The following is a 14499-nucleotide window of genomic DNA, read 5'->3' on the forward strand; positions in this document are numbered from 1 at the left end:
GTCAGTGTCCGGTCAAATCGTCGCTTGATTCACCAGCAGACCGGCCCACATGGCAGCGGTCAGCAGAATCTGGCCGGGTATGACATACGCGGCAAAACGTCGTCCGCCACTGATCCAGGCCACCAGGCATTTGCTCAATGCGTTGCTGCTGACCGCCAGCAGCATGGGTGGCGCAATGGCGCTGTAAGCCAACAGACCACCCTTGGCGAGGGTGGCAATCGAAGCCGTGGAAGAATGCGCATCGGCGAATCCGCTGAGTACGGCGGTCAGCATCACGCCCGCCTCGCCAAAGTAGTCGAGCATCAACGAAGACAAGAACGTCACCCCGCCCATGGTCAACGTGACCGCCAGCGCGAGTTTGAGATTGAACGCCCCGCCGACCTTGATCGGCTGGTTCGCAGCGACCGCAGGTTTGGGGAACAGCAAACACATACTGAACAGCAGCGTAACGATGATTCCGGCCAGCAACGGTCCCCACAGGTGCGGCAACAGCGCGGTGTCGACCGCGCCGAGGATCAGCGCGACCTGCGCCGCCGTGGCCAGGTTCGACAGCAGGGCCGCCGAACTCAATACCTTCAGGTGCTCCGGGTCTTTGCGGGCGATGTGCCCCATCGCCGCGATCGTCATGGTGCTGGAGGCGAAACCGGAGGCGATGGCGCTGACCGCATAGCCGTAGCGCACCCCCAACGTGCGCACGGCGATATGCCCGATGGCGCCGACGGCCATCAGCAACACGGTCAATGTGCAAAGGGTGCGCAGGTTTAGCGCCGAGTAGGGGCCGATGAACCGGTCAGGCGTCAGCGGCAACACCACCAGCGCTGCGATCAGCAGCACCAGCCCGTCGCGCATCTCCGCTTCGCTCAACTGGCTGCGGGCGAAGTGATGGAGTTTCTGCCGGTAAGCCAATAGCCCCGCCATGACCACGCCAACGGCGATTGCCAATTCCGGCGCTGTACCACACAGCGCGCCCAGTACCAGCACCGTGAGCAAGGCTACCTCGCTGGTTACCCCTGGATCACTGCTCAGGCTGCGCCAATAAGCCACGCTGATCAGCACCGCCAGACAGCCGCCCACAATGCCCACCAGCAGCGCGCCGCCCACTTGCATCGCGACGTAACCCAGCAACGCCGTGATCGCAAATGTACGCAACCCGGCACAGGCACGGCTGTCGCCGCGCCCTTTGTGCCGCTCGCGCTCCAGACCGACCAGCATGCCGATCCCCAGCGCCGCGGCGGCTCCGGCCAGACCCAGTGCGTTGGTCATAGCGCGACGGGATCACGGGCGCGCGCGACCTTTGGTCGTGCAACCGGCGCTGTATCGACAATTGTTGGCCACACATGAGGCGCATCGATCCTTGCCTTGAGCTGATCGACAAAAGATTGCGCAGCGACCTTGCTGTCAAACCTGACCACGAACGCATCCATTCGCACGATCCATTGGTCGCCGCTTGGTCCACTGATTTCAATGTTCATCGATCACCTCCAATCGCCGAAGACAATCCGACATGCAGTCACCGTTACATCCCTCGAAGCAGTGTCGTGAGCTCGCCATGAGTGGCCGTCGCCGATGCCCTTGAGCGCCTCGGCATCAGGCGAGCATCGCGGTCATCTGCCGGGGTGGACGCTGAACCAGACTGCGCCGGGCTACGCGACCGACCTTTGATAATGATCAACAATCCACGCCGCAAACGGTTGGGGTAATCCCTGCGTCAGCGCTGCCGATCCATATCGAAGTCAAATCGAGCCAGATCCACGCTGTCGCGATACTCCGGCACCGACACCGGCCATCCCAGTTCCAGGCTGATGCGGCGGCGCAGCGTGTCGGAAGCGTTTGGTTCACCGTGCACCACGAAGGTGTGTTTCGGCGGCCGCTTGAATCCACGCAACCACTGCATGATTTCATCGGCGTCGGCATGCGCCGACAGGGTTTGCATGGGCACCACCTCGGCGTTGATGGGTACGTCCCTGCCATGGATGCGTACGCTGGGAGCGCCTGCGACAATCTGCGCCCCACGGGTGCCACCGGCCTGAAAGCCCGGCATCAACAATGTGTTGAGCGCGTTGGGAGCCAGCGCCTTGAGATGATGGACAACCCGCCCTCCCGTCGCCATGCCGCTGGCAGCAATGATCACCGCCGGCGTGCGCATTTGATCAAGCTCTCTGGAGTCCTGGACCGTCTGGACAAACTGCGCGACATGGCACATCCCGTCGCAGTCCTGCGCAGACAATTTGTGCTCGCTGCGAAATCGCTGATACAGGCCCGTGACGTCAGTGGCCATGGGGCTGTTCAGGTAGACAGGAAGATCCGGAATCGCTTTTGTGCGTTTCAATTGATACAGGTGATACATCAGCAATTGGGCACGTCCGACTGCGAACGATGGCACCAGCGTGATGCCTCGGCGCAACGCAGTGCGGTTAATGACCTCGGCCAACTGTTGATGGGGTGATTCGGCTGGATGCTTTCGGTCGCCGTACGTTGACTCCACCAGCAGAAAGTCTGCTTGCTCGACCGTTTCCGGGGCGAGCATCAAGGGATCATCCGGTCGGCCAAGATCCCCTGAAAACACCAGGGATTGTCCGTCGGCAACTACCGTGACCGTCGCTGCGCCCAGAATATGCCCGGCGCAGCGCAGTTCGATGGTCATGCCGGGGACAATTTGAAGCTTGTGGTGCAACTCCACCGGCCGCAACAGTTTCAACGCTCGTGCCGCGTCTTGTTCGGTGTAAAGCGGCAGCGCCGGATTGTGCTTGGAGAAACCATGCCGATTGGCGAACTCAGCCTCCTCTTCCTGCAATCGACCGCTGTCCAGCAGCAGGATTTTTACCAGTTCACAGGTCGCTGGCGTGGCGTAGACCGGGCCGCGATAACCATTGCGTACCAATACCGGCAGATAGCCGCTGTGATCGAGATGGGCATGGGTCAGCACAATCGCGTCAAGACCGCCGGGAGGGAGCGGGAACGGGTCGCGGTTGTGCAGTCGCAGTTGCTTGTAGCCCTGGAACAGGCCGCAATCGACCAGCACATGTTGCTCATGATGTTCGAGCAAATACTTGCTGCCCGTCACCGTGCCGGCAGCACCCAGAAATGTGATTCGCATGGCCGTTTCCTTGAACGCTCGGAGGAGCACCATTGAGCGCTCCTTTTGGCTCGGGAGCCGTTGATTTTTATCAACTGCTGACCTGACAACGCTCACTTTCAATCGGAAGGCTGCGGCGACTTGACGATCATCAGACTGCAGGGAGCCTGGTTCAACAGGCTCTCGACGGTACTGCCGATGAGCCGGTGTTTGCCGTCGGGATAGAGCATGCCCAGAACCACCATGTCAAAAGCGTGCTGGCGGGCAAACAGCCCGATCACCTTTCGCGGGACGCCGGTCAGCAAGTGTCTGCATGAACTCGGGATGCCATAGCGTTCGGCGAGTGCTTCGAAAGCTTCTTGCTGGGCGTCCTCGATTGCGTCTTTCAGACTGTCGTCCAGGCTGCCTGTCGGCACACTTGCGGTTCCCTCATCCATGACTGCCCAGCAACCGACATTGAGCAGGTGCAGCGCCGCGCCGCAATCGGCCGCCAGCCTGCAAGCAAGGTCAAGTAGCCGGTCGTTCAACCCCCGCGTCAGTGCTTCCAGATGCGACAGATCGACCGCGACAAGGATCTTCATTGGCCTGGCATGCCCGGCGCGAGTCACCAGGTGCAGATGTGCCGGACATTCGCGCAGCAAGCGCCAGTCCAGCGAGCGATGGAAAGCCCGGTCGAGAGCCGGGACGCAATGGGTATCCTTGACGACCAGGTCCGGATGAAAGTCGTTCACGTACTCAAGCACGTGCGCCAGGTTCGATCTGGCCCAGACCACTTCAGTGGTCACGTTCAGGCCGATGCATCGTTTGAAGCGGGCCTGCTGCTCCAGCCAGTGCCGATGCACTTGCAGATACCCTTCCCGCGCCCGGGCCATTGCCTCGGGCGCAAACAGTCCGGCCGCTGCCAGCACCGGGACATAATCGAACGCGACGATGTGCAACAGCGCTCCGCCTGCACAAGCCAGCGCACAGGCGCGCTCAAACGCCGGGGTCAGGGTCATTTCACCAGGGGCGATCAATAGAATGCGTTTGAGTTTGAGCACCACGTGCCTCTCCCTGAAACGTTTACCTTGAAGATTGCAAACCTGATTTCCTAAAGAGCGACAGGGGCGTGAGTTTCTCTGCGTGTGACCACAATCAGGAAACGCTGCCGTTCAAGTATCTGGCGGCACACGTCTGAATCACTGATTTTTATCAACTGAATGAGAGACGTCGCCACACTGATTCATGGCTGGTTTCTGATGCACGTGAATGTCTGACAGCCCGGATCCATTCGTCGTTTGACGACGTTTTTTCCGTGCCAATGGCGACCCGAGAACTATGCTGAACAGGCTGAAAGTGAGGGCTTTTCGGTGGCAGAAACTCGCTCTTGTCGCAATCAACAACTCAAAACGGCGTGCTCCAGTTGCAGCGTGCTGGAGTTGTGTCTGCCGCTCGGTTTGAGCGGTGGGGAAATCGAGCGCCTGGACACGCTGATCACCCAGCGACTGAAGGTCAAGAAAGGCGCTGCGCTCTACCGTGCCGGTGACCCTTTACGCTCGCTCTATGCCGTGCGGCTGGGGTCGTTCAAGACCAGCGTGCTGTCGATCGACGGTCGCGAGCAAGTCACCGGATTCCAGATTGCCGGTGAAATGCTCGGTCTGGACGCCATCAGTTCGGACCTGCACACCTGCGATGCGGTCGCGCTGGAAGACAGCGAAGTCTGCCCCATCCATTTCGGTCATCTGGAAAAACTGAGCCGGGAGCTGCCGTCACTGCAGCACAACCTGAACAAAATCCTCAGCCGGGAAATCGTTCGCGATCACGACATGCTGATGATGCTGGGCAACATGAATTCGGATGAACGCCTCGCGGCGTTCCTGTTGAACCTGTCGCAACGCTTGAACTCCCGGGGTTATTCGTCCCGCTGCTTTGTGTTGAAGATGCGTCGGGAGGAGATCGGCTCCTACCTGGGCCTGCGCCTGGAAACCGTCTGTCGCGGCATCGCCCACCTGCGCGACCTGGAGCTGGTGGAAATCACCGGCCGCGACGTCACCATTCAGAACATGGACGGGCTCAAGCAGTTGGTCGCCGGCTGCCATCGTCACCTGCCGTGAGTTGGCCGACGGGCTGGCCGCACCGTCACCTTCACGGTGTAATCGCCACTTTCATCACCCCGTCACGCTGGTGCGCAAACAAGTCATAGGCCGCTTCGATGTCATCCAGTTTGAATCGGTGAGTCACCAGCGGTGACAGGTCAACCCTGCCGCTCTGCACAACTGCCATTAAACGCCGCATACGTTCTTTTCCGCCGGGGCACAGGGTGGTAACGATGCTGTAATCGCCCAACCCTGCGGCAAAGGCGTCGAGCGGTATGTGCAGATTGCTCGAGTAAACGCCCAGGCTCGACAATCGACCGCCCGGACGCAGCACGCGCAACGCCGATTCAAAGGTGCCTTGCGTGCCCAGTGCCTCGATCGCGACATCGACGCCGCGCCCGTCGGTCAGGGCCATGATCTGCTCGACCACATCGCCCTCCCGGAAATTGACGACATGGGTTGCTCCCAGACGATGCGCCACCGTCATGCGCTCGGCCACGGCATCGACACCGATGATCGTGCTGGCGCCCTTGAGCCGGGCACCGGCCACCGCACACAGGCCGATGGGCCCCAGGGCAAACACCGCGACGGTGTCGCCGATACTCACCTCACCCCGTTCGGCACCGGAGAAACCGGTGGACATGATGTCCGGACACATGAGTACCTGCTCATCACTGAGGCCATCGGGAATCGGGCAAAGATTGGCCAAGGCATCGGGCACCAGTACGTACTCGGCCTGGCAGCCATCGATGGTATTGCCGAATTTCCACCCGCCGATGGCCCGGAAACCATGGCGAGTGTCCGGCCCGTCCTGAGAACCACAACCACACAGGCACGCATAACTTTGACCGCTGGGGGTGATGGCGCCGGCAATCACGCGCTGCCCTTCTGCGAATCCGCGCACCTGCGAACCCAGACGCTCAATGATGCCCACTGGCTCGTGACCGACCGTCAGCCCTTTCGCCACCGGGTACTCGCCCCGCAGGATATGTACATCCGTACCGCAAATGGTCGTGGTGGTTATTCGGACCAGAGCGTCCAGCGGGCCGACCTCGGGGATCGGTTTTTCATCCAGCACGATGCGATTGTTTTCGACAAAAATGGCGGCTTTCATGGTGGCCATGAGCATTCTCCTGAGCGATCCGACTCTTGGCCCAGCCTGCGCCGCTCTCCCTGAGCGGCACTTGATAATGATCAACAATCGACGACATACACGACGATTGACCATCCGTCTGTCGTGTTCTGCCGGCCACCCATTGTTTGACAAAGATCAAACGCCCAACTCAGGCACGGCGCAGCCTGTGAGCATCGGTTCAAAGCGTCCTGCCAAAGGAGAGTCGTCATGTCAGAGCAATCGCGTTACATGCTGGTCGCCCCACCCCTGATGGAAAACAACCCGGCTTTCGAGCGTGCGGCGGCACTGGCCAAAGCGGCGGGCGCGGCCCTGCACATCGTGGCTTTCGATTACCTCGAAGGTCTGGCGACCGCCAGCATGGTCAACGAGCAAGCACTGGAGCAGATGCGGATCGGCTATATCGAGCGTCATCGTCAGTGGCTCGAAGAGCGGGCGCACTCGATGCGCAAGCTCGGGGTCACCGTCACCACGGAAGTGGTATGGGTGGAACGGCCGTTACAGGAAATCCTCATTCACCTCCGGGAACAGCCCATGGCGGCGCTGATCAAGGCGCTGGAGCCAGAATCGTTCCTTTCACGTTTGATGTTCACCCCGCTGGATATTCACTTGCTGCGCGAATGCCCGGTGCCGCTGCATTTCGTCAGCCATGTCGGGCATGCCCTGCCGCGCAAGATCCTGGCCGCCGTAGATCCGTTCCACCGTGACGGGCAATACGCCGGTTTCAACGACCGGATCCTGCGCGAGGCTGCCAGACTGGCCAGCCTGTGCAATGCCGAACTCGACGTGCTGTATGCCCATGATCTGTCTTCGATCAGCGCCAATGAATTCGGCTTCGACAATGCCTCGGCATTCTTCTCCTCCAGCGCCGCCAAATCGCTGTTCGATGCGCAGGCCGCTGCGTTTCGCGAACTCGCCGAGCGCAACGGCATTCCAGACGAGCGTCAGCACATGGTCATGGGTAACCCGGCCAAGGTGCTCTGCAGTTACGCAAGCGGATATGACATCGACATGATCGTCATGGGACGTGTCGGCCATCACGGCGTAGATCGGCTGGTCGGCAGTACGGTCGAACACCTGCTGTACAAGATTCCGTGCAGCGTTTGGGTCGTAGCGCCCGAACATCTGGCCGACTGAGCAGGCTTGCGCCTCAGGAGCGAGTGCGTCCTCCCAGCATGCGGTCAAGGGTGTCGTCACCCACCCAGTAGTGGTGGAACAGTCCGGCGGCCGCATGCAGACCGATCAACCAGTAACCGGCATTGCCGATCAGCTCATGCCAGTGCTTGAGTTGCTTGGCCAGGTCGGTATCCACCGCCAGCGGCGACGGCAGATGAAAGCCGAAATACGGGAAAGGTTTGTCACCGGTTGCCAGCATCAGCCAGGCCAACACCGGCGTGGCGATCATCAGCCCGTACAGGGCCAGGTGCATCAAGTGCGCGATTGCGGTCTGCCAGGCGGGAGGTTTCGGGGTGATTGGCGGACGCGGCGTCAGGCGCCCGAGCAGGCGTACCCACACCAGAACAAAGATGCTCGCGCCGAACACCCCGTGCAGGCCCATTAACAGGCCCCGCGCTTCGCTGCCTCGGGGCATGAACCCCTTGATTTCAACGCAGGCATATACGCCGACGAACAGCGCCAGCATCAGCCAGTGCAAGGTGATCGACAGTTTTCCATAACGGTTTGCGGGCATGTCGCGGGTCATAGGTGCCTCGTGATTGTTTTGAGCGACGGCCGATTCGTTCGGCCGTCTCGATCGGTTTTTGCCGGGCGAGCCGACGGCGTCACCCTGCCCTGACAGTCTTAAGACAATCTGAAGATCGGTCGTTCGTTAACTTTTTTTCACCTTCAGACTTCGTTAAGAAATGGCCCGGATACTCCACTCAAACCTATTGAGGGAGGCGTTCAGCCCATGCCCGATTCTGACTGGAACATTCCCTTGCCCCTGCGTTTTGGCCACAGCGAAACACCGCAGATGCAACTGTCTAGCGCCCAGCCGGGCGACGCTCACCGGACGGCGTTCGAAGCGTTCATTCAACAACGCTTTCGCAAGGCCCACGGCGCCGATATCCGCCATTTCATGCCTGAACTGTTTGGTGTGCACAACGACTCCGGCGACTTGTGCGCGGTGGCCGGGGTACGTCGTGCGCACCTTGAACCGTTGTTTCTTGAACGCTACCTGGACGAGCCGATCGAGCCGTTGATCAGCGCAGCCGCCGACCGTCCGGTGGAGCGCAGCGGGATTGTCGAAGTCGGCAACCTTGCCGCCAGCGACACTGGCAGCGCACGCCTGAGCATTATTGCCATCACTTACGTGCTGGCCATGGGCGGCCTGGAATGGGTGACCTTCACCGGCAATATCGGACTGGTCAACAGCTTCCATCGCCTGGGGCTGAAACCGGTGACCCTGTGCGCCGCCGACCCGGAACGCCTGGGCGATGACCGTCACCACTGGGGCAGTTACTACGAAAGCAAACCCTGGGTGCATGTCGGCAATATCCGCGCCGGCTTCATCCATCTGCGCAATATCGGCCTGTTCAGCCGGCTGGGATTGCCGACGTCTATCGAAGGAGCCTGCCATGTCGCTTGAACGGCAACGATTCCAGGAAACCCTGCGCAGCCATGCAGGGCGCAATGACAACGCTCTGGCATTGTGGGGCGACACGCTGAAAATCAGCTACACGACGCTCTACGCCGAAGTGATGTACCGCCAGCAACGCTTGCGCGATGAAAACGTGAAGGTTATTGCCCTGGCACTGGACAACGGCGTCGAAGCCATACTCTGGGATCTGGCGGCGTTGTTTGAAGGACTGGCCTGCGTGACCCTGCCGCCGTTCTTCAGTCCGGCACAACGCGCCCATTGCCTGGAACAAAGCCAGGCCGAGCGGGTGATCGCCGAACCGGAGCTGGAACCTGAATTGCTCGCCGCCGGTTATGAAAAACGCGGTGAATTCTGGTGCCGCGCCTTTGAAGGGCCCGACCGCTTGCCCGCCGGCACCGCCAAACTGACGTTCACCTCCGGCACCACCGGCACACCGAAAGGCGTGTGCCTGAGCGCCGACAGTCTGCTGCGGGTCGCTCGGGAACTGGAAGAGGCAAGCAAAGCGACATCTCCCCAACATCACGTGGCGTTGCTGCCACTGGCGATCCTGCTGGAAAACCTCGGCTGTTACGCGGCGCTGTACGCCGGTGCGGCCCTGAGCGTGCCGAGCCAGAAAACCCTGGGCATCCAGGGCGCCAGCGGCGTCGACCTGCCGCGCTTGCTTGGATGTTTGGCCAGCCGGGCACCCGAGAGCCTGATTCTGGTGCCGCAATTGCTGTTGTTGCTGGTCAGCGCCGCCGAACAGAAAGCCTTCGATCCGCAATCGCTGCGTTTTGCCGCCGTCGGTGGCGCACGGGTTTCCGAAGACCTGCTCCACCGTGCGCAACGAGTCGGGTTGCCGGTCTACGAAGGTTATGGCCTGTCCGAGTGCGCTTCGGTGGTCTGTCTCAACCGGCCCGGTGCGCGGCGTCCGGGCAGTGTCGGGCAGCCTCTGCCCCACGTCGACGTGCGCCTGGCCGAGGACGGAGAGGTGTTGATCAAAGGCTCGACCCTGCTCGGCTACCTTGGCGAACCGGCGTTCAGTGATGAGTGGTGGCCCAGCGGCGATCTGGGCGAGTTCGACCCGGAAGGTTTCCTCTACCTCAAGGGCCGCAAGAAGCATCAGTTCGTCACCAGCTTCGGACGCAACGTCAACCCGGAATGGGTCGAGTCCGAACTGACCCAGCGCCAGCACATTGCCCAGGCCTTTGTGTATGGCGAGGCCATGCCACACAACCATGCCCTGCTCTGGCCGCACCGTCCGGACTGCACCGATGCACAGTTGGCGGCTGCCGTCGCCGCTGCCAACGAGGCCTTGCCTGATTACGCCCAGGTGCATCACTGGACACGTCTGCAACAACCTTTTACCGCCGCCAACGGCCTGCTCACCGCCAACGGTCGTCCGCGCCGCGATGCCATCGTCGCGCAATACCGCACCGTGCTCACCGAATCCGTCCTTTGCGAGGAAAACGCACCATGAGTTTTTTCGACACCCTGCAAGAAGCCACACAGCAGGAACGCCACGAGCTGTTCAACCTGCCGATCATCCTTGATGCGCTGCAAGGCAAGGTCAGCCTTGAAAGCTATCGCGCGTTTCTCGCCCAGGCCTACTACCACGTTCGTCACACCGTACCGTTGATGATGGCCTGCGGCGCGCGCCTGCCGACGCACCTGGAATGGTTGCGCAAAGCCGTTTGCGAATACATCGAGGATGAATACGGCCATGAGCAATGGGTGCTCAACGACATCGAGGCCTGTGGCGGTGACCGGAACGCGGTGCGTGACGGCCAGCCGTCGCTGCCGATCGAGCTGATGGTCAGCTTTCTTTACGACCTGATCGCCCGAGGCAACCCGGTGGGTCTGTTCGGCATGGTCAATGTGCTTGAGGGCACCAGCATCGCCCTGGCCACCCATGCGGCGGGCAGCATCCGCGAGCGTCTGGCGCTGCCGGAAACGGCGTTCAGTTATCTCAGTTCCCACGGCTCGCTCGACATCGAGCACATGCAAACCTATCGGCACCTGATGAATCAGCTGCAAGACCCGGCCGACCAGGCGGCGGTGATCCATGCCTCGAAAGTCGTCTATCGGCTCTACACCGACATGTTCCGTGGCCTGCCCCGCGACGCGGAGGCTCAACATGCAGCTGCATGAAGCCCGCGTGGTGCTCACCGGTGCCAGTGGCGGCATCGGGCTGGCCATCACCCAAGCCCTGTGCAGCGCCGGAGCCAAGGTTCTGGCCGTGGCGCGTCACCAGGAATCGTTGCGCCCGTTGCTCGAACGCTACCCGCAAAACCTGTGCTGGGTTGCCGCCGACCTGACGGTCCTCAGCGACCGCCGCAACGTGCTGGCCGCCGCCGAGGACATCGGCGGCATCAACCTGCTGATCAACGCGGCCGGGATCAACCACTTCGCCATGCTGGAACAGCTCGACGACAGCGACATCAACGCCATGCTGGCGGTGAACATCAGTGCGCCGATCTGCCTGACCAAACTGCTGCTGCCGCTGCTCAAACAGGCCGACAGTGCCATGGTGGTCAACGTCGGCTCGACCTACGGTTCGATCGGTTATCCCGGTTACGCCAGCTATTGCGCGTCCAAGTTTGCCTTGCGCGGATTTTCCGAAGCCTTGCGCCGGGAGTTGGCGGATACCCGGGTCGGTGTGTTGTACGTGGCGCCCCGCGCCACGCGCACCGCCATGAACAGCCCCGCCGCCCAAGCCTTGAACGACGCACTGAAATCCAGCGTCGACGACCCGCAAGCCGTCGCGAATGCCGTGATCCATGCGATCGCCGGTGATCGCCGTGACCTCTATCTGGGCTGGCCCGAGCGCTTTTTCGTACGCCTCAACAGCCTGCTGCCCAATCTGGTGGATCGCGGCTTGCGCAAGCAATTGCCGTTGATCCGTCGCCTGAGTGAAAAACCCGAGAACGAGACGCCAAAACCATGAAAAAACTTCTCGCCTGTGTGTTGTTGGGCGCCCTCAGTCAAAGTGTCTGGGCACTGGACGCCGCCGATCAGCAACGCCTCAACGGCATCCAGCAGAGCTGGGCGCACATCCAATACGAAACACCGGAAAAACAACGGGCCGCCGCGTTTGAACAATTGGCCGTCCAGGCAACGCATTTCGCCACCGAACGTCCGGCCGTCGCCGAGGCCTGGATCTGGAAAGGCATCGTCACCAGCAGTTGGGCCGGTGCCGAGGGCGGACTGGGGGCTTTGGGTAAAGCGAAGGACGCCAAGGCTGATCTGGAAAAATCCCTGACCCTTGACCCCAAAGCGCTGCAAGGTTCGGCCTACACCAGCCTCGCCGCGCTGTACGACCGGGTGCCGGGTTGGCCAATCGGTTTCGGCGACAGCGACAAGGCCGAACAACTGCTCAAACAGGCCCTGCAACTCAACCCCGAGGGGATCGACAGTCTGTACTTCTGGGGCGATCACCTTTACCGTCAAAAACGCTACGCTGAAGCCAAGGCAGCACTGCTCAAGGCCCAGCAGGCCGCTCCGCGCCCGGGCCGGGAAAGTGCAGACGCCGGGCGCCGCAAAGAGATCGCCGCGTTGCTGGTGGACATAAACAAGAAACTCGACTGACAGGAGTCCGTGTGCGTTTATTACTGATCGAGGATGACGTGGCTCTCGGCGAGGGCATTCATCAGGCGCTGGGGCGCGAGGGCTACACCGTCGACTGGCTCAAGGACGGCAGCAGCGCCCTGCACGCCCTGCTCAGCGAAACCTTTGATCTGGCGGTGCTCGATCTCGGCCTGCCGCGCATGGACGGGCTCGAAGTCCTGCGTCGTCTGCGCGCCAGCGGTTCGAACCTGCCGGTGTTGATCCTCACCGCCCGCGATGCCACCGAAGACCGCATCGCGGGGCTGGACGCCGGCGCCGACGATTACCTGATCAAACCCTTCGACCTGGCCGAGCTCAAGGCCCGTCTGCGCGCGCTGCTGCGACGCAGCGCCGGACGCGCGCAGATGCTGATCGAGCACGCCGGCATCAGCCTCAACCCCGGCACCCAGCAAGTCAGTTATCTGGGCCAGCCGGTGGTGCTCACGCCCAAGGAGTATCAACTGCTGCACGAACTGCTGTCGCCGCCGGGCCGGGTCATGACCCGCGATCACCTGACACAACTGCTCTACGGCTGGAACGAAGAAGCCGAAAGCAACACCCTTGAAGTGCACATTCATCACCTGCGCAAGAAATTCTCCACCGACCTGATTCGCACCATCCGCGGTGTGGGTTATCTGGTGGAGGAGCGTCGATGACCTCGATCCGGCGCCGCACCCTGACCCTGATCATCGGCCTGATGCTCGCCGGTCTGACCGTCCTCAGCCTGTTCAACCTGCACGACAGCAACCACGAGATCGCCGAGGTCTACGACGCTCAACTGGCGCAGAACGCACGCCTGCTGCAAGGCGTGATGCGCATGCCGTTGCCGGGGCAGGAACACGCGGATCTTTATCGGGCGTTCAACTCGGCATTGGCCGAAGCAGTGCCCAAGGGTGACGGCCATCCCTACGAAAGAAAACTCGCCTTTCAGGTCTGGAATGCCAGGGGTGAGGTCCTGGTGCATACCGCCAGCGCGCCCTCGTTCAGCACGCCGCCGACGCAGCCTGGCTTCAGCGATGTGGTGGATTTGAACAAGCGCCACTGGCGGGCGTTTGTTCTGCAAGACAATCAGAACGGTTTGCGCATCTGGGTAGGTGAGCGTGGTGACGTGCGGGCTGATCTGGTTGACCGGATCGTTCGTCATACCCTGTGGCCGAACGTGATCGGCAGTCTGATCCTTGCGGCGATGATCTGGCTGGCCATCGGCTGGGGTCTCAAGCCATTGGCGAACATGGCGGCGACCCTGCGCGCCCGGCACAGCGGCTCCCTCGACCCCCTGCAATTGACACCCCTGCCGAGCGAGCTGGAACCGATGCAGGCCGCGCTCAACCGCATGCTCGCGCAGATTCAGGAAGTGCTGGGGCGTGAACGCCGGTTCATCGCCGACGCCGCCCACGAAATGCGCACGCCGCTGGCGGTGCTGCGGGTGCATGCGCAGAACCTGCTGGAGGCCGGTACCGAGCAGGAACGCCGCGAATCACTCGAATTTCTGATCGCCGGGGTCGATCGCACCAGCCGACTGGTCAATCAGTTGCTGACCATGGCCCGTCTCGAGCCCAAGGCCGGCGCCCCTGTCAAACAACGCATCGACCTTGGCGATACCGTGCGCAACAGTCTGGTGCAGCTCACGCCGTGGCTGCTGAGCAAGCATCTGGAACTGGCTTTTGATGTCAGCGACCAACCTTTTCCCGCACATGCCGATGCCGCCACCATCGACATTGCCCTGAACAACCTCATCACCAACGCCGCCAACTTTTCGCCGGAGCAAGGCGTGATCAGCGTGCAATTGACCCGCGCGGACGGCTTCTACCATTTGAGCGTTGAAGATCAGGGGCCTGGAATCGATGAAGCGGACCGGTCGCGACTGTTCGAACGATTCTACAGTCGGGGCAACCCCCAGGGTGCGGGGCTGGGACTGACCATCGTCCATACCATCGCGACCCGTCTGGGTGGGCGGATCACACTGGAAAACCGGGTCGAGGGCGGCCTGCGGGCGACGTTGTCGATTCCCGCCGGTTGATCAGGCCTCGCG

The 14499-nt window shown here is 61.5% G+C and carries 15 protein-coding genes; 9 read left to right on the plus strand and 6 right to left on the minus strand.

Features of this window, described 5'->3' with window-relative positions; genetic code table 11:
• Positions 1 to 12: 12 nt before the first annotated feature.
• The 4 genes from I5961_RS16525 to I5961_RS16540 form a co-directional block, all read right to left on the minus strand.
• Positions 13 to 1263 (minus strand): MgtC/SapB family protein, encoded by a 1251-nt coding sequence (locus tag I5961_RS16525; protein ID WP_227232865.1) that lies wholly within the window; start codon positions 1261 to 1263, stop codon positions 13 to 15.
• Complete coding sequence (locus I5961_RS16530) at positions 1260 to 1472, minus strand: hypothetical protein (protein ID WP_085687696.1); 213 nt, start codon at positions 1470 to 1472, stop codon at positions 1260 to 1262. Before I5961_RS16530 ends, I5961_RS16525 begins: the two co-directional genes overlap by 4 nt.
• Before the next feature lie 236 nt (positions 1473 to 1708).
• On the minus strand, positions 1709 to 3097 hold the full coding sequence (locus I5961_RS16535) for an MBL fold metallo-hydrolase RNA specificity domain-containing protein (RefSeq protein ID WP_227235612.1): 1389 nt from the start codon (positions 3095 to 3097) through the stop codon (positions 1709 to 1711).
• A 98-nt stretch (positions 3098 to 3195) separates the two neighbouring features.
• Complete coding sequence (locus I5961_RS16540) at positions 3196 to 4116, minus strand: universal stress protein (RefSeq protein ID WP_227235613.1); 921 nt, start codon at positions 4114 to 4116, stop codon at positions 3196 to 3198.
• Between the two features lie 309 nt (positions 4117 to 4425).
• On the opposite strand from I5961_RS16540, the gene fnr reads away from it, so the two are divergent.
• A complete protein-coding gene (gene fnr, locus I5961_RS16545) occupies positions 4426 to 5169 on the plus strand; it encodes a fumarate/nitrate reduction transcriptional regulator Fnr (RefSeq protein ID WP_085687692.1) in 744 nt (247 codons plus the stop codon).
• Positions 5170 to 5200: 31 nt separating this feature from the next.
• On the opposite strand, the gene I5961_RS16550 is transcribed toward fnr, so the two are convergent.
• Entirely contained in the window at positions 5201 to 6274 is a 1074-nt protein-coding gene (locus I5961_RS16550) for an NAD(P)-dependent alcohol dehydrogenase (protein ID WP_085698221.1), read from the minus strand.
• A 219-nt stretch (positions 6275 to 6493) separates the two neighbouring features.
• Between I5961_RS16550 and I5961_RS16555 the strand changes: the two genes are divergently transcribed.
• Positions 6494 to 7420, plus strand: coding sequence for a universal stress protein (locus I5961_RS16555; RefSeq protein ID WP_085687688.1), 927 nt, complete (start codon positions 6494 to 6496; stop codon positions 7418 to 7420).
• Between the two features lie 13 nt (positions 7421 to 7433).
• Here the strand turns inward: I5961_RS16555 and I5961_RS16560 are convergent, their stop codons facing one another.
• Positions 7434 to 7985 (minus strand): cytochrome b, encoded by a 552-nt coding sequence (locus tag I5961_RS16560; RefSeq protein ID WP_085698220.1) that lies wholly within the window; start codon positions 7983 to 7985, stop codon positions 7434 to 7436.
• A gap of 207 nt (positions 7986 to 8192) precedes the next feature.
• On the opposite strand from I5961_RS16560, the gene I5961_RS16565 reads away from it, so the two are divergent.
• The 7 genes from I5961_RS16565 to I5961_RS16595 are packed head-to-tail and all read left to right on the plus strand — an operon-like array spanning position 8193 to position 14487.
• On the plus strand, positions 8193 to 8870 hold the full coding sequence (locus tag I5961_RS16565; protein WP_085703647.1) for a thermostable hemolysin: 678 nt from the start codon (positions 8193 to 8195) through the stop codon (positions 8868 to 8870).
• Entirely contained in the window at positions 8860 to 10341 is a 1482-nt protein-coding gene (locus I5961_RS16570; protein ID WP_227232866.1) for an AMP-binding protein, read from the plus strand. The genes I5961_RS16565 and I5961_RS16570 overlap by 11 nt, the downstream gene beginning before the upstream one ends.
• Positions 10338 to 11012, plus strand: coding sequence for a TenA family transcriptional regulator (locus I5961_RS16575; RefSeq protein WP_085698217.1), 675 nt, complete (start codon positions 10338 to 10340; stop codon positions 11010 to 11012). The genes I5961_RS16570 and I5961_RS16575 overlap by 4 nt, the downstream gene beginning before the upstream one ends.
• Positions 10999 to 11808, plus strand: coding sequence for an SDR family oxidoreductase (locus I5961_RS16580; protein WP_085698216.1), 810 nt, complete (start codon positions 10999 to 11001; stop codon positions 11806 to 11808). Before I5961_RS16575 ends, I5961_RS16580 begins: the two co-directional genes overlap by 14 nt.
• Positions 11805 to 12449, plus strand: coding sequence for a tetratricopeptide repeat protein (locus I5961_RS16585; protein ID WP_085698215.1), 645 nt, complete (start codon positions 11805 to 11807; stop codon positions 12447 to 12449). The genes I5961_RS16580 and I5961_RS16585 overlap by 4 nt, the downstream gene beginning before the upstream one ends.
• An 11-nt stretch (positions 12450 to 12460) precedes the next feature.
• Complete coding sequence (locus I5961_RS16590) at positions 12461 to 13123, plus strand: response regulator (protein ID WP_085687674.1); 663 nt, start codon at positions 12461 to 12463, stop codon at positions 13121 to 13123.
• The gene (locus I5961_RS16595) at positions 13120 to 14487 is read left to right on the plus strand and encodes an ATP-binding protein (RefSeq protein WP_227232867.1); all 1368 of its coding nucleotides are present in this window, start codon (positions 13120 to 13122) and stop codon (positions 14485 to 14487) included. Before I5961_RS16590 ends, I5961_RS16595 begins: the two co-directional genes overlap by 4 nt.
• Positions 14488 to 14499 lie beyond the last annotated feature (12 nt).

The sequence above is a fragment of the Pseudomonas sp. IAC-BECa141 genome, from assembly GCF_020544405.1.
Lineage (GTDB): Bacteria > Pseudomonadota > Gammaproteobacteria > Pseudomonadales > Pseudomonadaceae > Aquipseudomonas.